The sequence below is a fragment of the Agrobacterium sp. B1(2019) genome (assembly GCF_008274755.1).
Lineage (GTDB): Bacteria > Pseudomonadota > Alphaproteobacteria > Rhizobiales > Rhizobiaceae > Agrobacterium > Agrobacterium salinitolerans.
In genome coordinates this window covers 240,912-259,981 of the sequence record NZ_VTPB01000001.1, presented here as the reverse complement: position 1 = coordinate 259,981, position 19,070 = coordinate 240,912, and the positions used below count along the sequence as shown (strand labels likewise).

The following is a 19,070-nucleotide window of genomic DNA, read 5'->3' as shown; positions in this document are numbered from 1 at the left end:
TTCATAACCTCCCCATGACCTGTTGACGGAAACCATAAACCTCGCGCTTGCCGCAAAGCGGCACCAGCGTCACTTCCCGCTTCTGGCCGGGCTCGAAACGCACCGCCGTGCCGGCTGGAATATCGAGGCGCATGCCGCGCGCCTTGTCGCGGTCGAACAGGAGACCCGCATTGGTCTCGAAAAAATGGTAATGACTGCCCACCTGCACAGGCCGGTCGCCCGAATTGGCCACCTCGATCGTCACGGTCGGCTGGCCGGCATTGAGTTCGATGGTACCTTCTGCGGCAATGATTTCGCCTGGTTTCATGGAATTTCTCCTTTTGTCTCAGGCAACGTTGGCCGCCATGCAGCCTTTGCCCCTCACCTGATCGGTTCGTGAACGGTCACCAGCTTGGTGCCATCGGGAAAGGTCGCTTCCACCTGCACATCATGGATCATCTCGGCGATACCATCCATCACCTGATCGCGGGAAATGACATGCGCGCCCGCCTCCATCAGCTCGGCCACGGCGCGACCGTCGCGGGCGCCCTCGACCACGAAATCGGTAATCAGCGCAATCGCTTCGGGATAGTTCAGCTTCACGCCGCGTTCCAGCCGGCGGCGCGCCACCATGGCGGCCATGGAAATCAGCAGCTTGTCTTTTTCTCTTGGGCTAAGGTTCATCGTGGTCCCGCAGCTTGGAATCTGTTCCGCAGGCATGGTTGCGGCAAGCAGATCCGACGTGTTGACAGACCCCGAGGGACGCCTGTTACGAAGCGATCCGAAGGGTTTACAGATTCCAGACTTTCGGCACTGGCGCGCCGTTTCGCAAGAGCGAAATGATCGGAAAAAGCAATTTTCTGAGCGAGAAACCGTCTGCGGCGGATACGCGCACCACAAGCTTGCCCTGCCATTCGCTGGCGCCGCCGCTTTCCCCGGCAATCGCCCGGATTTTAGGCAGAAGCGCCTCGGAGAGAGGCCCGATATAAAGCAGCGTGGCAAACGCCACCTGGCCGGCGAGAACCGCCGGTTTCGCCGTCAGCGCCGCCACCTCGCCCGAAAGCAGAAGCTCTTCGGCATGCACAAGCTTGCCCCCGTGGCGAATGCGCCAGCGGTCACGGAAAAGGCCATTCGTCATCGCCTCGCCCATGGCCTGCCGACCGAGCAACACGGCTTCGACGGCGATGAATTCGGAGGATTTGTCGAGATCGGCTTCCAGCCGGCGGGTCAGCGAGGCCCGGTCGAAGAGAATGGTTTCCTGCGGCAGCCAGTGCAGCCTCGCCCCCGACCCGGCGGAAACACGCGCGGTCACGGTGGCGGTGCCCGATGACGCCTTGTAGACCTTTTCGCAGGCCTGCGTGGTGACCACGAGCGAAGTGCCGGCACCGGCGACCGCCTGCCATTCGAGTTCGTCCCCGCCGGTCAGGCCGCCGGAGGAATTGATGAGGATGGCCTCGGCCTCATTGGAAAAAGTGTCCGGCAGGCGGATTTTGGCGCAGCCTTCCTGGAACAGCTCCTCCAGCCGGCTGCGCCCCTCAACCGCTTTGGTTACAATGCGCCCTCTGCCACGGGCGCGCTGCTGCCGGACAGGTTGAGCGTCTTTACGACCGGAAGGGCCGATGGCTTGCTGTTGATGCTGCACGCGGTCTCCGAAACGGTTGCGGAAGCGGACGAGGCTTTTGCGCCGCAATCCTTCTTGACGACGGCGTCCACCACCAGCTGCCCTTCCGTATTGCGGAAGAAATCCCACATTCTTTCGGCCGCATCAACCGTGCGCATCACTTCGCCTGTGGGCATCTTGCGCTCCACGGCCGGTTCCGCCTTCGGCGTCTGTTCGCCGCCCGGCTTGCGGGTGACGACGGCGGCCGCGGCCAGCACTTCCGCCTTCATGGTGGCGCGCGGCCAGGCGTGGTCCCAATCGTTGATGACATAGGACTGGATGCGTGCGCCAGCCTTACAGACATCATAGGAATTGACGGTGAAGCTCTCGCCCACCTTGCTTTTTGCGGCGCCTTTGCAGCCGTCCATTTCGGCCCAGCGCTTCAGCGCCGTCTCGCCGCCATATTGCCAATAGGACTTGCCGCCGCCCTGATAGGGGTTGGCGGGATCCTTCAACCCGGCAAAGGCGATGATCGACATCGGCCGCACAGGCTGGCAGCTTGCCGCATCCGGTCCCCATTTGCCTTCGGTCTCCAGCGGATAACCCGCACGCAGCGAGGCCACAAAACCGGCAGCGGTGAAATCCGCGCCGCCATTGCAGATGAATTGCGACAGCATGCGCCCGCCGCCGGAATAACCGGAGCCGTAAAAACGCTCCTCATCCACGCAGAACCTGCCCTTCACCATGGTGATGGCATCGCGGATGAAACCGACCTCGTCCAGCCCGCCCGGGCGCTTGGTGACGCCGGGAACATTCCAGGCATGGGTGCCGGGCAATTCGCCATTGAGGCTACCCGCCAGCGCCACCACCACCACACCGTCACGCTCGGCAAGCTTGTCCCAGCCGCTGCGGTTCAACTGGCCGTGCGGATTGCTGTTGGAGCCATGAAAATCGAACACCACGGGCAGCGGCTTTTTTCCATCATAAGCGGATGGAACAAAATAGACGCCGTCGCGTTTCTGGCCGTTAGAGAGAATGGAAAAATCATGCCTGCCCGGTTCCATGCCGGGTCCGGGCAATTGACCGCAGGTCGATGCCGACGCTGCGACACCGGCGCTCGCGCACATCGCCAGACCCAGAAAGAGGGTGCGTGCGGAGCGGAACAGCCGGGCGGCCCGGCCAATGGCAAAATCTTGATGCATTGACACGCCTTTATTGGGCACGGTTTTCCCGACGATACGTCGGACGTGCGTGGAATGTAAGGGATCAACTGTCGCGGCGTGCGAATAGACTTTTCCTGTGTCCCGCATGCAGCATTTGCGCTGCCAATATCACAGGCTTTTATTCAACGAAATGCTAAGATTGCGCATAAAAGCCATGCAGGCACGCATAGACTTTCAAAATATTAATCGGCCGTTTGCACATCGTGATCGGCGCGCAAAGGTTTTAGTCTCGATTTATACTGTCAGGTGACGCCGCGCTTCCGGCGTATCCAGCGTCTCGGCCAGGCCCTGATGCACGATCTCGCCGCGATCCATGATGTAGACGTAATCGGCGAGCTCGCGGCAGAAATCCAGATATTGCTCGACCAGCAGGATCGCCATGCCGGTGGAATCGCGCAGATATTTAATCGCCCTGCCGATATCCTTGATGATCGACGGCTGAATGCCCTCGGTCGGCTCGTCGAGAACGAGGATCTTCGGCCGCGTCACCAGCGCCCGGCCAATGGCGAGCTGCTGCTGCTGGCCGCCGGAAAGATCGCCGCCGCGCCTTCCCAGCATGGATTGCAGCACGGGAAACAGGCTGAAAATATCGTCCGGAATGAACCGTTCCCTGCGCGGCAGCGGCGCATAACCGCTCTCCAGGTTTTCCTGAACGCTGAGCAGCGGAAAGATTTCCCGCCCCTGCGGCACGTAACCGACGCCGCGCTTGGCCCGGTGGTAAGGCGCCAGCCCATCCAGCGTCGCCCCTTCAAAGCTGATCGAACCGCCACTGATGGCATGCTGGCCTGTGACCGCGCGCAAAAGCGAACTTTTGCCGACGCCGTTGCGGCCGAGAACGCAGGTGATCTTGCCCATTTCAGCATTCAGCGAAACGCCGCGGAGCGCCTGGGCTGCGCCGTAGTGGAGGTTGATGTTTTCGACGTTCAGCATGGTGAAGCTCCAATGATGGTTTCGTGGGCGGCGGCCCCCCCCTCTGCCCTGCCGGGCATCTCCCCCTCAAGGGGGGAGATCGGCAAGCGGCGAACACCCTGCTCCACAACAGCTTGGAGTTGGAACGAGTGGGTGCGGCATCTGATTTCCCCCCTTGAGGGGGAGATGCCCGGCAGGGCAGAGGGGGGTATCACGAGCGCAAACACCACCATCACCGCCCCAAATAATTCTCAATCACCTTCGGATCGCTCGACACAAAATCGATCGACCCTTCGGCCAGCACCGAGCCTTCGGCAAGACACGTCACCTTCACCCCCAACTCGCGGATAAAGCCCATGTCGTGCTCCACCACCACGACCGAACGGGTCTTGGCGATTTCCTTCAGGAGCACGGCGGTTTCGGCGGTTTCCGCGTCCGTCATGCCCGCCACCGGCTCGTCCACCAACAGCAGCTTCGGCTCCTGCGCGAGCAGCATGCCGATCTCCAGCCACTGTTTCTGCCCATGGGAGAGATTGGCGGCGAGATCGCCGCAGCGGTGGGAAAGGCGCACGGTGGCGAGGATTTCCTCGATGCGCGCCTTGTCCTCATCCGTCAGCCGGTAGAACAGCGTGGCGAACACGCCGCGCTTGCGGTTCAGCGCCAGTTCCAGATTGTCCCAGACGGTATGGCTTTCGAACACGGTCGGTTTCTGGAACTTTCGGCCTATGCCGAGCTGGGCGATGTCCGCCTCGTCCTTTTTGGTGAGGTCGATGCTGTCTTCGAACAGCACCGTGCCCGTGTCCGGCCGCGTCTTGCCGGTGATGATGTCCATCATCGTCGTCTTGCCAGCTCCGTTCGGGCCGATGATGGCGCGAAGCTCGCCCGGCTCCACCACGAAGGAGAGAGAGTTCAGCGCCCTGAACCCATCGAAGGAAACGGAAACACCGTCGAGGTAAAGCAGGCTTTTCGTTCTGTTTTCGGCAATCGTATTCATGGGCTTACTCCGCCGCCTGTTGCGCCACTGCGCTGTCGTTGCCAGCATCACGCGCCGCGCCCGCCGCCCGCTTTTCGCGACGCCCGGCCAGATAATGCTGCACCGTGCCGACGATGCCCTTGGGGAAGAACAGGGTTACAGCGATGAAGAGGCCGCCGAGCGCAAACAGCCAGAATTCGGGGAAAGCGCCGGTGAAATAGCTTTTTCCGCCGTTGACGAGCAGCGCCCCGATGATCGGCCCGATCAGCGTGCCGCGCCCGCCTACCGCCGTCCACACCACCACTTCGATGGAGTTGGCCGGGGAAAATTCGCCCGGATTGATGATGCCCACCTGCGGCACAAAAAGGGCGCCGGCAATGCCCGCCATCATGGCAGACACGACGAAGGTGAAGAGCTTGATGTTTTCCACCCGGAAGCCGAGAAAGCGCACCCGGCTTTCGGCATCGCGCACGCCCACCAGCACCTTGCCGAATTTGGAATTGACGATGCCCGACGCAATCAAAAGCGAGATAGCCAGCATCACCGCCGTCATGGCAAAAAGCACGGCGCGGGTGCCATCAGCCTGCACGGAATACCCAAGAATATCCTTGAAATCGGTCAGCCCGTTATTGCCACCAAAGCCCATATCGTTGCGGAAGAAGGCAAGCAGCAGCGCATAGGTCATGGCCTGCGTAATGATCGAGAGATAAACGCCATTGACGCGCGAGCGGAAGGCAAACCAGCCGAAGACGAAGGCGAGCAGCCCCGGCACGACAAGCACCATCACCGCTGCAAACCAGAACATGTCGAAGCCCTGCCAGAACCACGGCAGTTCCTTCCAGTTGAGGAACACCATGAAATCGGGCAGCACCGGATGGCCATAGACCCCGCGCGTGCCGATCTGCCGCATCAGATACATGCCCATGGCATAACCGCCGAGCGCGAAAAAGGCGGCATGGCCGAGCGAGAGAATGCCGCAGTAACCCCAGACCAGATCAAGCGCGAGCGCCAGCAGCGCATAGGCCAGATATTTGCCGAGCATCGACATGATGTAGGTCGGGATGCGGAAGGCGCTGTCTTCAGGCAAAAGCAGGTTGGAGGCAGGCACCAGCACGGCGATGGCGAGGATGATGCCGATGGCGATGGAAATGCGGCGATCGAGCGCGCGCAGGAGGAAGCCGGTAATCATGCTTCGATCGCCCTTCCCTTGAGTGCGAAGAGACCACGCGGCCGCTTCTGGATGAACAGGATGATGAGGACGAGCACGAGGATCTTGCCGAGCACGGCGCCCACCGTCGGCTCAAGGAACTTGTTGAGCACGCCAAGCGACAGGGCGCCAACCAGCGTTCCCCAGAGATTGCCAACACCGCCGAACACCACCACCATGAAACTGTCGATGATGTAGCTCTGGCCGAGATTGGGCGAGACATTATCGATCTGCGACAGCGCCACCCCGGCAAGACCCGCAACGCCGGAACCGAGCGCAAAGGTGAAGGCATCCACCCAAGGCGTGCGGATGCCCATGGAAGACGCCATGCGGCGGTTCTGGGTGACGGCGCGCATCTGCAGGCCGAAAGCGGAGCGCTTCAGGAGAACCAGCAGCGCGAAGAAGACAGAGAGCGAGAAACAGACGATCCACACCCGGTTCCAGGTGAAATTGAGATAACCGACGCTGAAGGAGCCGGACATCCAGCTCGGGCTGCCGACCTCCCGGTTGGTGGGGCCGAAGATGGAGCGCACGCCCTGTTGCAGGATCAGCGAGATGCCCCAGGTGGCGAGCAGCGTTTCCAGCGGTCGCCCGTAGAGATAGCGGATGACGCCGCGCTCCATGATGAGGCCGACGCAGGCCGTGACGAGAAAGGCGGCTGGCAGGGCAATCGCCAGCGACCAATCGAAAAGTCCGGGGAAATGGCTGCGGATTAATTCCTGCACCATGAAGGTGGAGTAAGCGCCGATCATCACCATCTCGCCATGCGCCATGTTGATGATGCCCATGACGCCGAAGGTGATGGCAAGGCCGATGGCAGCGAGCAGCAGCACGGAACCAAGCGATAGGCCGTACCAGACATTCTGCGCGTAATCCCAGAAGGCAAGCGCGCTTTCGATGCTGGAAATGGCCTCGTCCACATCCGGCTTCAGGCTCGGATCGACCGATGGCGTCGCGGCCATCAGAATGCTGATCGCATCGCGCCCGCCAAGCGCCTTGATGGTGGCGATCGCGTCCTTCTTCTCGGCTAGGGGGCGGTCGGAGGAGAGCAGCGAGACAGCCCGCGCCTCCTCCATCCGGGTCCGCACCTCACTGTCGGTTTCCTTTGAAATGGCCGCTTCCAGCAATTCGAGATTTTCAGCGCTCGGGGCTTTCAGGACGGCGTCAGCCGCTGCAAGCCGCACGGATTTTTCCGGGCTGAGCAGCGTCAGCCCGCCCATCGCGGCGCGGATGACACGGCGAAGATTATTGTTGACCCTGATCTTGGAAACCGCCGCCTTCGGCGCTTCGCCGGCGCTTTCACCCGTCAGCGGGTCGATCAGCGTGAAATCGGAACCGGCGGGCTTGGTCATGAAAACGAGATTGTCGGATTTGCGCACGTAGAGATCGCCCGCCGCAAATGCCTCCAGCGCCGGAACCACGCGCGCATCGCCAGTGGCAGCGATCTGGCCGATCAGCACTTCGGCCTGCTTGAAATCAGCCGTGCCAAGCTGGTCGATCAATGCCTTTGGATCGCTTTGCGCCAGAGACTGGGCTGCGATCCCCATGGTGAGCCAGAGGAAGATGGCTCCGAGAAAAGATCGGATCGTCATGTGGGTTCCCTTGGAGCGGCGGTGTATTTTATCTGGCGATGAGTATGCGGCCCACCCCCTCTGCCCTGCCGGGCATCTCCCCCTCAAGGGGGGAGATCGACCCGTGGCGAGGTCTCGGCCACCTCAACGTTTGAGAATGAAGTGGCGAAACAGCGCCTTGCTGATCTCCCCCCTTGAGGGGGAGATGCCCGGCAGGGCAGAGGGGGGTAATGCTGGCTCAGTTTTCAACTATTAAAGCACCACCCCCACCAAAGAGGGCGGCGCCCAACTCCACTAATCAGCTACCCTTACCGCCGCACTTGCCCGTGGCCACGTTGAAGTTGCCGCAGGACATCGGCTTGCGCCAATCCGAAATCAGATCCTTCGAGTCCGGCAGGTAATCCGACCATTCGTCACCCACCACCTGTGGTGTCTGCTGCACGATCTCAAACTGGCCGTCTGACTGGATTTCACCGATCAGCACCGGCTTGGTGATGTGGTGGTTCGGCATCACAGTCGAATAGCCGCCCGACAGGTTAGGCACGGAGACGCCGATGATACTGTCCAGAACCTGGTCCGTATCGGTGGTGCCGGCGGCCTCGACAGCCTTAACCCAGGCGTTGAAGCCGATATAGGCGGCTTCCATCGGGTCGTTGGTCACGCGCTTGTCGTTTTTGGTAAAGGCATGCCAGGTCTTGATGAACTCGGCATTGACGGGCGCATCCACGGACTGGAAATAGTTCCAGGCGGCAAGGTGGCCGACCAGCGGCGCGGTATCGAGACCGGCAAGCTCTTCTTCGCCCACGGAGAAAGCGACGACCGGAATGTCCTCGGCCTTGATGCCCTGGTTCGCCAGTTCCTTGTAGAAGGGCACGTTGGCGTCACCATTGATGGTGGAGACAACGGCGGTCTTCTTGCCGGCCGAGCCGAATTTCTTGATGTCGGACACAATCGTCTGCCAGTCGGAATGACCGAACGGCGTGTAGTTGATCATGATGTCCTCTTCCTTGACGCCCTTCGACATCAGGTAGGCCTTCAGGATCTTGTTGGTGGTCTGCGGATAGACATAGTCCGTGCCGGCCAGAACCCAGCGCTCGACGCCTTCGGTATTGGCGAGGTAATCGACGGCCGGAATGGCCTGCTGGTTGGGTGCTGCACCCGTGTAGAAAATGTTGCGCGAGGATTCTTCACCCTCGTACTGAACCGGATAGAACAGGATCGAGTTCAGCTCTTCGAAAACAGGCAGAACGGATTTGCGCGACGACGAGGTCCAGCAGCCGAAAACGGCGGCGACCTTGTCCTGCGAAATCAGCTGACGAGCCTTTTCGGCGAAAAGCGGCCAGTCGGAGGCCGGATCGACCACCACGGCTTCGAGTTTCTTGCCGAGAACGCCACCCTTCTTGTTCTGCTCATCGATGAGCATCAGCATGGCGTCTTTCAGCGTGGTTTCTGAAATGGCCATGGTGCCGGAAAGAGAATGCAGCACGCCGACCTTGATCGTGTCATCGGCGGCAAAAGCGCCGTGGAAGGCGGTGGTGGACAGGATTGCGCCAAGCAGCGCGGCACTAAGCGTCTTGCGGAATATCATCGGAAGAACCCCTCTCCTTGTTGGCCTCTCGTGGAGGCTCAGCGGCATCTCCGGCCGCTGCTGGGAGGGACTATCGATCTCGCGAGCGCGAAACCGTATACGTCAATTGACGTAGGCGGGGTGGCGAAAGGTGCAGGGGGAACTTTGAAAAGTTGAAGCTCCGGGCGAAACTGCCTCTATGGAGGCGGACGTCTCAGCTTGTTTCTTCTCCCCGCCGGGGAGAAGTCCGCGGCAGCGGGATGAGGGGGTGACGCCAGAGATATACGGAGCACTAGCCCCCTCATCCGACCCTTCGGGCCACCTTCTCCCCGGCGGGGAGAAGAAAGGCGCGGCACCGTCTCAGATAAGGGATGCAACTATCAAGAATGCGGCTTGCCGTCCCGCTCTTCGTCACGGATCGCCTCGTCATGATACCACGAGCCGAAATCCACATGCGGCTCCCGCGCCTCGCGCTCGAGGTCACTCAGCCCGCTGTTGCGGAACTTGGACACGCCAGCGCGCCCGCCATTCGGGAATTGATAGATCGTCGCCGTCTCACGATGAAAGCCAGTCGCCATTTCGGTCATCTCACTCTGTTTGCATCGAAGCACTTTGGTATCAGGAGCAAACCCTTAAAACCCGGATTCGCTCCGTTTGATTAAAAAAAAATCACCCTGCGAAAAATATAGGCATTAATCGCCTCTTCTACAAGAAAAACCATTCCGAAAGCGCCGGTTTTTGGGGCAATTGCCAATCCCTCGCGCGCAATCGAAATCATTGCACCGCAGCAAGGCATTTCCCCAGAGCATGCCGGCTATCTATCAGGATTCAATGATGAAACATGAGGGGTGAATTTGCCTGCCGCAGCGCAGCAGAAGCACGCGTGGGCGATATCGCAGCCCCTGAGCGACATGGGCCTTGAAAGATTTTTCGAAAAAATCGTCTGATATCGCCAATCTGGCACGCGGCATGCATCTAAGGGGTCAGCCCTTGAACGCGAATGCGCTTCCGGTGGTGAAAGCCACGGGAGGCCTCAAGGCTTCGCATTGTTACCTATGAGAGGTTCGTAATGACTAAGTTCAAACTCGAGTACATCTGGCTGGACGGATACAAGCCGGTCCCCAACCTGCGCGGCAAAACCCAGATCAAGGAATTCGATGAATTCCCGACACTCGAGCAGCTGCCGCTTTGGGGCTTTGACGGCTCTTCCACGCAGCAGGCCGAAGGCCACTCCTCCGATTGCGTGCTGAAGCCCGTCGCGATCTACCCGGATCCGGCCCGCTCCAACGGCGCGCTCGTCATGTGCGAAGTCATGATGCCCGATGGCGTCACCCCGCATCCGTCGAACAGCCGCGCCACCATCCTCGACGACGAAGATGCATGGTTCGGCTTCGAGCAGGAATATTTCTTCTACCAGGACGGCCGCCCGCTCGGCTTCCCGGAACAGGGTTACCCGGCTCCGCAGGGTCCTTACTACACGGGCGTCGGCTTCAAGAACGTCGGTTCGGTTGCCCGCGAAATCGTTGAAGAGCACCTTGATCTCTGCCTCGAAGCCGGCATCAACCACGAAGGCATCAACGCCGAGGTGGCCAAGGGCCAGTGGGAATTCCAGGTATTCGGCAAGGGCTCCAAGCGCGCCGCCGACCAGATCTGGATCGCCCGTTACCTGCTGCTGCGCCTTTGCGAACAGTATGGCATCGACGTCGAATTCCATTGCAAGCCGCTCGGCGACACCGACTGGAACGGTTCGGGCATGCACTGCAACTTCTCCACCAAGTTCATGCGCGAAGTTGGCGGCAAGGAGTATTTCGAAGCCCTCATGGCCGCTTTTGCCAAGAACTGGAAAGAGCACATCGACGTTTACGGTCCGGACAACCACATGCGCCTGACCGGCAAGCACGAAACCGCTCCGTGGAACAAGTTCTCCTACGGCGTTGCCGACCGTGGTGCCTCGATCCGCGTTCCGCATTCCTTCGTCAACAACGGTTACAAGGGTTACCTCGAAGACCGTCGTCCGAACTCGCAGGGCTGCCCCTACCAGATCGCTTCCGTCGTTCTGAAGACGATCGCGGAAGTGCCGCTCGCAAAGTCGGCTGCTGCCTGATAAGCCAAGACATGGCGTCGCCCGCAACCGGGCGACGCCATTTTTCTGTCCACCGAACGCCCAAGCGGACAGGTGACCTTTCGCCCGTCACCATATGCGACATAGTCATTGAGGCGCAGAGAGTTGCGCATCCTTGAGCGAGGGTATCGCCGTTTAATTGACCCGGACAGGGTTCGCCCCGGTGCTCAAGGCAGGCCGTGTGCTTTCGAGCAGAAAGGTGAACGATGGGCATTCTCGACAAATTTTCCCTCAAGAACCGCACCGCCATCATCACCGGCAGCGGCCGCGGTCTCGGTTTTGAAATCGCCAAAGCCTTTGCCGAAGCGGGCGCCCATGTCTGGCTGACCGGCCGCAACACCGAAACGCTGCAACGGGCGGTCGGCACGCTGCGAGAAGCGGGCGGAAAGGCGGATTATGCCGCCTTCGATATTGCTGATACCAAAGCAGGGGCAGCGCTGGTCCGCCGCATCATGAGCGAACCCGGCCATCTCGATATCCTCGTCAACAATGTCGGCGCACGCGACCGCCGCCCGCTTGCCGAATTCAGCGACGAGGACGTGCTGGAACTCATCCGCACCGATCTCACCTCCTCCGTCTCGCTGTCGCGCGATGCCGCGGAGGCCATGAACATCAATGGCTACGGCCGCATCATCACCATCACCTCCATTCTCGGCCATATCGTCCGGCCGGGGGATGCGATCTATCCCGTCGCCAAACAGGGGCTGACCGGGCTGATGCGCGCCATTGCCGTGGAATATGGCGCACGCGGCATCACCAGCAACGCCATCGCACCCGGCATGTTCGCCACCGAAACCAACGCCCCCCTTGCCGAAAATCCTGAGATGGTTGCCTTCGCCAAACTGCGTGTGCCGCTGGAGCGCTGGGGTAGGCCGGACGAGATCGCCGGCGCCGCCCTGTTTCTGGCCAGCGACGCGGCCTCCTTCGTCAACGGCCATGTGCTGACGGTGGATGGCGGCATGTCGGTGCGGCTGTGAGCGGCCCCTTGCGGAAAGGCGCTCGATAGGCATGGCGGCACGGCAACGCATCATCCCCGTCAGGCGCGAATATAACCGCTGGGTCGCCAACCAGACGCTGGAAGATTATGCGCTGCGTTTTACCGCCAAGAGCGCCCGGCAATTTTCCTCCAACCGCATTTCCCACACCGCCATCGGCGCGATCTCCTTCCTGGCTTTGGAAGCCATCGGCGGGGCAATCACGCTTTCCTACGGCACCACCAACGCCTTTTACGCCATCCTCGTCGCTGCCGTCGCCATGCTCGCCGTCGGCCTGCCGATCAGCCGTTACGCCATCCGCCACGGGGTCGATATCGATCTCCTGACGCGCGGCGCGAGCTTCGGTTATATCGGCTCCACCATCACTTCGCTCATCTATGCCGCTTTCACCTTCATGCTCTTTGCCATCGAGGCGTCGATCATGTCCGGCGCGCTGGAGCTGGCGCTCGGCATACCGCTCTGGATCGGCTACATCATCTCCGCCGTCATGGTCATTCCGCTCGTCACCCATGGCGTGCGCCTCATCAGTCGTTTCCAGATCATCACCCAGCCTTTCTGGATCGTGCTGAACATCCTGCCCTTCATCTTCATCGCCCTGATGGACTGGGAAAAATACGATCTCTGGCGCGCCTTTGCCGGCATTCACCACGCCTCCGGCCCGCCCGGCACCGTGGCGGATTTCAACCTCGTGGAATTCGGCGCAGCCTCGGCCGTCATTCTGGCTTTGATGTCGCAGATCGGCGAACAGGTGGATTTCCTGCGCTTCCTGCCCGCCGAAGGCCAGAGCCGCCTGCGCCACCGCATCGCCGTCTTCCTCGCGGGTGCCGGCTGGGTCGTCGTCGGCGTGCCGAAGCTGCTCGCCGGCTCCTTCCTCGTGGTCTTGACCTTCAGCTCCGGCGTCTCGGTGGACCGTGCCGCCGATCCGGCACAGATGTATCTCACCGCCTTCGGTTACATGATCCCCAATCAGACGGCCGCAATGCTGCTGATGGTCGCTTTCGTGGTCGTGTCGCAGCTGAAGATCAACGTCATGAACGCCTATGCGGGCTCCCTCGCCTGGTCGAATTTCTTCTCGCGCCTCACCCATAGCCACCCCGGCCGCGTCGTCTGGCTGGTCTTCAATGTGGCGATCGCCCTGCTTCTGATGGAACTTGGCATCTACCGGCTGCTCGAAGAAACGCTCGGCATCTTCTCGATCATCGCCATGGCGTGGCTCTGCACCATCTCGGCCGATCTCTTCATCAACAAGCCGCTCGGCCTTGCCCCGCCGGGCATCGAGTTCAAGCGCGCCCATCTCTATGATATCAATCCCGTCGGCGTCGGCTCCATGACGCTTTCGGCGACCATCGCGCTGATGGCGCATTTCGGCGCCTTCGGGCCGCTCGCCGCATCGCTCGCGCCCTATCTGACGCTCATCGTCGCTTTCATCGCCTCACCGCTCATCGCATGGGGCACCAAGGGCAAATTCTATCTCGCCCGCAAACCGCGCCAGAAATGGCGCGAAGAAAGCAGCATTACCTGCTCCATCTGCGAGCACCCTTTCGAGCCTGAGGACATGGCCTGGTGCCCGGCCTATGCCGCGCCGATCTGTTCGCTCTGCTGCTCGCTGGACAGCCGCTGCCACGATATGTGCAAGCCCAAGGCAAAGCTCAACTATCAGGTAGCGACCGTCGCGAAATCCTTCCTGCCGGATCAACTGGTAGCCAAACTCGCCACCCGGCTCGGCCGCTATTGCATGGCGGCGGCGATTGCTGTCACCGCCATCGGCGGTATCCTTGCCATGATCGCCCATCAGGTCGGCACCGCCTCGCCGGCAACGGCCGATGTGGTCAACCGCACCATCCTCATCGTGTTTTTCGTCTTCGCCGTCATTGCCGGCATCGTCTGCTGGTTCCTCGTCCTTGCCCATGACAGCCGGGTGGTGGCGGAAGAGGAATCCTCCCGCCAGAACACGCTGCTGCTGAAGGAAATCGCCGCCCACAAAAAGACCGACGCCGCCCTTCAGGACGCCAAGGAAACGGCGGAAGCCGCCAACCGCGCCAAGAGCCGGTATGTCGTTGGTCTCAGTCACGAATTGCGCACGCCGCTCAACGCCGTTCTCGGTTATGCCCAGATCCTCGAGCGCGACGAGACCATCCCCCCTCCCCGCCAATCGGCGATCAAGGTCATCCGCCGCTCCGCCGACCACCTCTCGGGCCTGATCGATGGGCTTCTCGATATTTCCAAGATCGAGGCGGGCCGCCTGCAGGTCTATTCCAACGAGATCAACATTCAGGATTTCCTCGATCAGATCGTCGACATGTTCCGCCCGCAGGCGCAGGCCAAGGGGCTGGAATTCCGCCATGACCGCTCCCCCGCTTTGCCGCAATATGTCCGCACCGATGAAAAGCGGCTGCGCCAGATCCTCGTCAACCTGCTTTCCAACGCCATTAAATTCACCGATGAGGGCGCGGTCACCTTCGATGTCGGTTATCGAAGCCAGGTGGCAAGCTTCACCGTGTCCGATACCGGCCGCGGCATTGCACAAAAAGACCTCGCCCGCATCTACGAACCCTTCCAGCGCGGCGAGGCAGAAAGCGTGCGCCCGATGCCCGGCCTTGGCCTGGGGCTCACCATTACAAGGCTTCTCACCAATACGCTCGGTGGCGAGATTTCCGCTTCCAGCGAAAAGGACAAAGGGTCCACCTTCCGCGTGCGCCTCATGCTGTCTGCCGTGCACCGGCCAAGCACAACGCCAGCGGCGGAAAAGACCATCCGCTCCTATTCCGGGCCGCGCCGCACCATCGTCGTGGTCGATGACAATGAAGATCACCGCGAGCTGATGCGGCAGGTGCTATCGCCGCTCGATTTTGTGGTGCTGACGGCGCAATCCGGCCCCGAATGCCTAACCCTCATCGAAGGGGTGAAGCCAGACCTTTTCCTCATCGATATTTCCATGCCCGGCATGACCGGCTGGCAGCTGGTGACGAAGCTTCGCGAGGCAGGGCAGACGGCCCCGCTCATCATGCTCTCGGCCAATATAGGCGACGGCGCCGTCGCGGGTGCGGGGGAGGACAACCACAATGACGCCATCGCCAAGCCGGTCGATATCCGCCACCTTTGCGACCGGCTCGCCGTGCATCTCGGCCTGAAATGGATTTACGAGGCGGACCTGCCCCCGGCACCTGCCCCGCAGCCAACACCGCAGATCATCCACCCCGGCGTAATCCACATCAAGGATTTGCAGCAACTCGGCGAAATCGGCTACATACGCGGCATTGAGGCGAAACTCGCCGATCTCGCCCGCAACACGGATAATGTACCCTTCACGCAGGAACTCGGCGCCTATGTGCAGGCCTTCGATCTCACGGGTTATGCCAAATTTCTCGAGCGATTTTCCGACAATGAAAACAGAGGAGACGGCACGGCATGAGCGGTCAGGCGACAGCGGCTCCAAGAGACATCGTCCTGCTGGTGGATGACAGCCCGGAAGCGCTGGGGTTTTTGACCGACGCGCTGGAACAGTCCGGCTTTTCCGCCCTCATTGCCACGTCAGGTCAGGCAGCGCTCAACATCGCCGAGCGCATCACCCCCGATATCATCCTGCTCGACGCCGTCATGCCCACCATGGACGGTTTCGAGACCTGCCGTCGTCTGAAGGCCAACGCGGCAGTGGCGCAGGTGCCCGTCATCTTTATGACCGGGCTGACAGAGACCGAACATGTGGTGCGGGCGCTGGAGTCCGGCGGTGTCGATTATCTGACCAAGCCGATCAATATCGACGAGCTGCGCGCCCGCATCCGCGTGCATCTCTCCAACGCCCGTTCGGCCCAGAGCGCCCGCGTCGCGCTGGATGCCGCCGGCCGCCACCTGCTTGCCGTGCGCGCCAATGGCGCCATCCACTGGTCAACACCGCAGGCGACAAGGCTGGTCAATGCCGCCACCGGTCGCGATGACGGGCTGGAAATCGTCGTCTCCCATATTGCCGGCTGGCTGACGGAGCGCGCAACGGTGGATGCCGCCCGCGACGCGCCGCTGACGATTACCGAGGCGGGGCGACCTGCCCTGCAACTTTCCTTCCTTGGCGCGATGGGACCGGACGAATTTCTTTTCCGCCTGACTGCCGCCAACGAGAAATCCGACGACCATCTGCTCAAGGACCACTTCGCCCTGACCACCCGCGAATCCGAAGTGCTGCTCTGGATCGCCAAGGGCAAATCCAACCGCGATATCGGCGAAATCCTCGGCCTTTCCGCCAGAACCGTGAACAAACATCTGGAACAGATTTATGTGAAGCTGGGCGTCGAAAATCGCGCCTCCGCTGCGGTCAAGGCGGCGCATATTCTGCATCAGGGGTGAATTTCCGCGCGTGATGCGCTAGCTTGCACCGATATCCCCTCCGAACCACAATTATGTGCGAGCGATCGCCTCCTGCTTCTTCTCCCCGCCGGGGAGAAGTCCGCGGCAGCGGGATGAGGGGGCAAGGGTAGAGATATGCGGCAAGGTTGCCCCCTCATCCGGCCCTTCGGGCCACCTTCTCCCCGGCGGGGAGAAGAAACTTGGCCGCAACGCCGAACCCTAAAAATCCCCGTCCAACCCACCGGAACCCCAACACAGGAAATCCAATGGACCGTTTCATCATCTTGTCCGGCTGTTCCGGTGGCGGCAAGTCCACCCTGCTTGCCGAGCTTGCGCGGCGCGGTTTCGCAACCGTCGAGGAACCGGGCCGCCGCATCGTCATCGAAGAAACCGCAACTGGCGGCACCGCCCTGCCATGGATCGATATCGAAGCCTTTGCCCGCCGGGCGATCGCCATGGCGCTCGAAGACCGGCAAAAAGCCCCATCAGAAGGGCTCGTCTTCTTCGATCGCGGCCTGATCGACGCCGCCTCAGCTTTATGCCACGTCAGCGGTGGCACTTTCATTGATATACTGCACCAAACGCATCGTTATAACCGAGTGGTTTTCCTCACCCCGCCCTGGCCGGAAATCTACCGTAACGACGATGAGCGCAAGCATGGTTTTGATGCGGCAGTCGAGGAGTATGAGCGCCTGCTCGCGGACTATGCACGGCTGGATTATGAAACAGTGATATTACCGAAGGTGCCGGTATCGAAGCGCGCCGAAATGGTGCTGGAGCGGCTGGCGAAAGCCGTTTGAAAAGATGATCACAGTCTTTTCACCGCAAAAACAAAAAGCCCGGCATCGCTGCCGGGCCTCCGTATTACCGTCCAGTCAGAATCACGTTCCCTGCTGGATATAGGTGAACTTGCCGTCCGGACCCTTCTTCCACTCGTACATGACGTAACCGGGAAGCTTCGGGTCGCCCTTCTCATCGAAGGAGATTTCGCCAAGCGCGGTCGGGAAAGTGCCGGACTTCAGGGCCTCGGCAACCTTTTCCGGATCCACGGAACCGGCTGCCTTCGCCGCACCGGCAATCGCCTGCATCGCGGCATAGGAATAGAGCGTGTAGGCTTCCGGGTTGAAGCCGGCGGCCTTGAACTTCTCTACCAGTTCCTTGTTTTCCGGGCGCAGCGTCGGATCGGGGCCGAAGGTGTTGAGCGTGCCTTCGACGGCGTCGCCGGCAATGGAAGCAAGTTCGTTCGAGACGATACCGTCGCCCGAAACGAGCTTGGCCTTCAGGCCCTGGTCAGCCGCCTGGCGGATGATCAGGCCGGCTTCGGTGTGCAGGCCGCCCCAGTAGATGATGGAAACGCCGGCTTCCTTCATCTTGGAGATCAGCGCGGAGAAGTCCTTGTCGCCGACATTGACGCCTTCATACATGACTTCCGTCACGCCGGCGGCATTGGCAGCCTTTTTGGTTTCATCGGCAAGGCCCTGACCGTAAGGCGTCTTGTCGTGAATGATGGCGACCTTGGCATCCTTGAAATGATCGGCGAGGTACTTGCCGGCAATGCCGCCCTGCTGGTCATCACGGCCGCAGGTGCGGAAGGTGTTCCACAGGCCGCGTTCGGTGAAAACCGGGTTGGTTGCAGCAGGCGTGATTTCGAGAATGCCGTTTTCGGCGTAAACTTCAGAGGCCGGAATGGAAACGCCCGAGTTGAAGTGACCGACAACGAATTTCACGCCGTCAGCGACGAACTTGTTGGCAACCGAAATACCCTGCTTGGGGTCGGATACGTCGTCGCCCAGCACGATCTTGATCTGCTCGCCATTGATGCCGCCGGCGGCATTGATGTCTTTCGCAGCCTGTTCGGCGCCCTTCTGGATCTGAGCGCCGAAAGCAGCGTTCGGGCCGGTCAGCGGTGCGCCGACTGCGATCACGACATCGGCCCAGGCCGAACCGCCAAACGCGACCATGGCGGTCAGCGCAACAGCGGAAAGAAGAGACTTCTTCATTACTTTACTCCCAGTTCCTTGGATGGGTTGATTGCAAGGACCTGTTCGACACCCACCTTAACCGAACAGAAACCGTTCCACTCTGACGAGCATTGTGCAGCCGGAAAAATCCGCCTGTCAATCTTTCTTCTTGTAGGAAAATGCCGACGTCCGGTCGTAAAGCCAATAGTAGTTATTGACCATCTGGCTCGTCCGGCGCATGCGGAAACCGACGCTGGAAAAAGCCAGAAGAAGAACGACGTCAAACACGTAATAGAAACCGTTGATGAACGGCCCGGCAAAGAGCGCGTAATGCAGAAACCGCATCACTACACCCAGAGCGAGCGTATAGATCACCACCCGCGTATAACCGCCCCAGCCGTCGGCCACGGATTTGCCCGTGCGCCATGCCGTCCAGAAACCCAGAAGAACAACCAGCGCGCGCAGAACATACCGCACGCCGTTATCCGTTTCGAAAAAAAGGCCCTGCATCTCTTTCCCCATCAGCGCCGGGCTGAAACGCCCTGACCCTGCCTTGTCTGTCGTCCCGTCGTTTTCCCGCCGGGCATTTTATTGTTTGCACCCCGCCATGGATCCTTAAGGTTTG

Annotated in this window: 17 protein-coding genes; 5 read left to right on the top strand and 12 right to left on the bottom strand. The window is 60.7% G+C overall.

Annotated features, from left to right (window positions below; all coding sequences use genetic code 11):
• Position 1: 1 nt before the first annotated feature.
• The 10 genes from AGR1_RS01260 to AGR1_RS01205 form a co-directional block, all read right to left on the bottom strand.
• Entirely contained in the window at positions 2–307 is a 306-nt protein-coding gene (locus tag AGR1_RS01260) for an urease subunit beta (RefSeq protein WP_080789900.1), read from the bottom strand.
• Positions 308–360: 53 nt separating this feature from the next.
• Complete coding sequence (locus AGR1_RS01255; protein ID WP_003520609.1) at positions 361–663, bottom strand: urease subunit gamma; 303 nt, start codon at positions 661–663, stop codon at positions 361–363.
• A gap of 106 nt (positions 664–769) precedes the next feature.
• Entirely contained in the window at positions 770–1,621 is an 852-nt protein-coding gene (locus AGR1_RS01250) for an urease accessory protein UreD (RefSeq protein ID WP_187772012.1), read from the bottom strand.
• Positions 1,528–2,781, bottom strand: a complete 1,254-nt coding sequence (locus AGR1_RS01245; protein ID WP_080789899.1) for a polyhydroxybutyrate depolymerase — start codon at positions 2,779–2,781, stop codon at positions 1,528–1,530. The genes AGR1_RS01250 and AGR1_RS01245 overlap by 94 nt, the downstream gene beginning before the upstream one ends.
• A gap of 255 nt (positions 2,782–3,036) precedes the next feature.
• Positions 3,037–3,732 carry an urea ABC transporter ATP-binding subunit UrtE gene (urtE, locus tag AGR1_RS01240; protein WP_149145962.1) on the bottom strand — a complete coding sequence of 232 codons (696 nt, stop codon included), beginning with the start codon at positions 3,730–3,732 and terminating at the stop codon, positions 3,037–3,039.
• Between the two features lie 211 nt (positions 3,733–3,943).
• Positions 3,944–4,705 (bottom strand): urea ABC transporter ATP-binding protein UrtD, encoded by a 762-nt coding sequence (urtD, locus tag AGR1_RS01230; RefSeq protein ID WP_149145961.1) that lies wholly within the window; start codon positions 4,703–4,705, stop codon positions 3,944–3,946.
• 4 nt (positions 4,706–4,709) lie between these two features.
• Positions 4,710–5,873, bottom strand: coding sequence for an urea ABC transporter permease subunit UrtC (gene urtC / locus AGR1_RS01225; protein ID WP_149145960.1), 1,164 nt, complete (start codon positions 5,871–5,873; stop codon positions 4,710–4,712).
• Positions 5,870–7,483 carry an urea ABC transporter permease subunit UrtB gene (gene urtB / locus AGR1_RS01220; RefSeq protein ID WP_149145959.1) on the bottom strand — a complete coding sequence of 538 codons (1,614 nt, stop codon included), beginning with the start codon at positions 7,481–7,483 and terminating at the stop codon, positions 5,870–5,872. Before urtB ends, urtC begins: the two co-directional genes overlap by 4 nt.
• Positions 7,484–7,760: 277 nt before the next feature.
• Positions 7,761–9,050 carry an urea ABC transporter substrate-binding protein gene (gene urtA, locus AGR1_RS01210; RefSeq protein WP_080789894.1) on the bottom strand — a complete coding sequence of 430 codons (1,290 nt, stop codon included), beginning with the start codon at positions 9,048–9,050 and terminating at the stop codon, positions 7,761–7,763.
• A gap of 359 nt (positions 9,051–9,409) precedes the next feature.
• Entirely contained in the window at positions 9,410–9,616 is a 207-nt protein-coding gene (locus AGR1_RS01205; RefSeq protein WP_162520560.1) for a DUF2735 domain-containing protein, read from the bottom strand.
• A 482-nt stretch (positions 9,617–10,098) separates the two neighbouring features.
• On the opposite strand from AGR1_RS01205, the gene AGR1_RS01200 reads away from it, so the two are divergent.
• The 5 genes from AGR1_RS01200 to AGR1_RS01180 all read left to right on the top strand — a co-directional run bounded on the left by AGR1_RS01200 (position 10,099) and on the right by AGR1_RS01180 (position 17,284).
• Positions 10,099–11,133 carry a glutamine synthetase beta-grasp domain-containing protein gene (locus AGR1_RS01200; RefSeq protein ID WP_077981426.1) on the top strand — a complete coding sequence of 345 codons (1,035 nt, stop codon included), beginning with the start codon at positions 10,099–10,101 and terminating at the stop codon, positions 11,131–11,133.
• A gap of 224 nt (positions 11,134–11,357) precedes the next feature.
• Positions 11,358–12,128: an SDR family oxidoreductase gene (locus AGR1_RS01195; RefSeq protein ID WP_149145958.1), complete on the top strand. Its 771-nt coding sequence runs from the start codon at positions 11,358–11,360 to the stop codon at positions 12,126–12,128.
• Positions 12,129–12,159: 31 nt separating this feature from the next.
• On the top strand, positions 12,160–15,558 hold the full coding sequence (locus tag AGR1_RS01190; protein ID WP_149145957.1) for an ATP-binding protein: 3,399 nt from the start codon (positions 12,160–12,162) through the stop codon (positions 15,556–15,558).
• Positions 15,555–16,484: a response regulator gene (locus AGR1_RS01185; RefSeq protein WP_149145956.1), complete on the top strand. Its 930-nt coding sequence runs from the start codon at positions 15,555–15,557 to the stop codon at positions 16,482–16,484. Before AGR1_RS01190 ends, AGR1_RS01185 begins: the two co-directional genes overlap by 4 nt.
• 266 nt (positions 16,485–16,750) lie before the next feature.
• Positions 16,751–17,284, top strand: a complete 534-nt coding sequence (locus AGR1_RS01180) for an AAA family ATPase (RefSeq protein ID WP_149145955.1) — start codon at positions 16,751–16,753, stop codon at positions 17,282–17,284.
• Between the two features lie 81 nt (positions 17,285–17,365).
• Here the strand turns inward: AGR1_RS01180 and AGR1_RS01175 are convergent, their stop codons facing one another.
• Complete coding sequence (locus AGR1_RS01175; protein ID WP_077981421.1) at positions 17,366–18,484, bottom strand: branched-chain amino acid ABC transporter substrate-binding protein; 1,119 nt, start codon at positions 18,482–18,484, stop codon at positions 17,366–17,368.
• 117 nt (positions 18,485–18,601) lie between these two features.
• Positions 18,602–18,955 carry a DUF6867 family protein gene (locus AGR1_RS01170; RefSeq protein ID WP_077981420.1) on the bottom strand — a complete coding sequence of 118 codons (354 nt, stop codon included), beginning with the start codon at positions 18,953–18,955 and terminating at the stop codon, positions 18,602–18,604.
• Positions 18,956–19,070 lie beyond the last annotated feature (115 nt).

Bases quoted from the DNA above. Each gene is read 5' to 3' on its own strand.
- urtE (WP_149145962.1), bottom strand. From the start codon at position 3,732: ATGCTGAACGTCGAAAACATCAACCTCCACTACGGCGCAGCCCAGGCG.
- urtA (WP_080789894.1), bottom strand. From the start codon at position 9,050: ATGATATTCCGCAAGACGCTTAGTGCCGCGCTGCTTGGCGCAATCCTG.
- AGR1_RS01180 (WP_149145955.1), top strand. From the start codon at position 16,751: ATGGACCGTTTCATCATCTTGTCCGGCTGTTCCGGTGGCGGCAAGTCC.
- AGR1_RS01245 (WP_080789899.1), bottom strand. From the start codon at position 2,781: ATGCATCAAGATTTTGCCATTGGCCGGGCCGCCCGGCTGTTCCGCTCC.
- AGR1_RS01185 (WP_149145956.1), top strand. From the start codon at position 15,555: ATGAGCGGTCAGGCGACAGCGGCTCCAAGAGACATCGTCCTGCTGGTG.
- AGR1_RS01190 (WP_149145957.1), top strand. From the start codon at position 12,160: ATGGCGGCACGGCAACGCATCATCCCCGTCAGGCGCGAATATAACCGC.
- AGR1_RS01200 (WP_077981426.1), top strand. From the start codon at position 10,099: ATGACTAAGTTCAAACTCGAGTACATCTGGCTGGACGGATACAAGCCG.
- AGR1_RS01195 (WP_149145958.1), top strand. From the start codon at position 11,358: ATGGGCATTCTCGACAAATTTTCCCTCAAGAACCGCACCGCCATCATC.
- AGR1_RS01260 (WP_080789900.1), bottom strand. From the start codon at position 307: ATGAAACCAGGCGAAATCATTGCCGCAGAAGGTACCATCGAACTCAAT.
- urtC (WP_149145960.1), bottom strand. From the start codon at position 5,873: ATGATTACCGGCTTCCTCCTGCGCGCGCTCGATCGCCGCATTTCCATC.
- AGR1_RS01170 (WP_077981420.1), bottom strand. From the start codon at position 18,955: ATGCAGGGCCTTTTTTTCGAAACGGATAACGGCGTGCGGTATGTTCTG.
- urtB (WP_149145959.1), bottom strand. From the start codon at position 7,483: ATGACGATCCGATCTTTTCTCGGAGCCATCTTCCTCTGGCTCACCATG.
- AGR1_RS01175 (WP_077981421.1), bottom strand. From the start codon at position 18,484: ATGAAGAAGTCTCTTCTTTCCGCTGTTGCGCTGACCGCCATGGTCGCG.
- AGR1_RS01205 (WP_162520560.1), bottom strand. From the start codon at position 9,616: ATGACCGAAATGGCGACTGGCTTTCATCGTGAGACGGCGACGATCTAT.
- AGR1_RS01255 (WP_003520609.1), bottom strand. From the start codon at position 663: ATGAACCTTAGCCCAAGAGAAAAAGACAAGCTGCTGATTTCCATGGCC.
- urtD (WP_149145961.1), bottom strand. From the start codon at position 4,705: ATGAATACGATTGCCGAAAACAGAACGAAAAGCCTGCTTTACCTCGAC.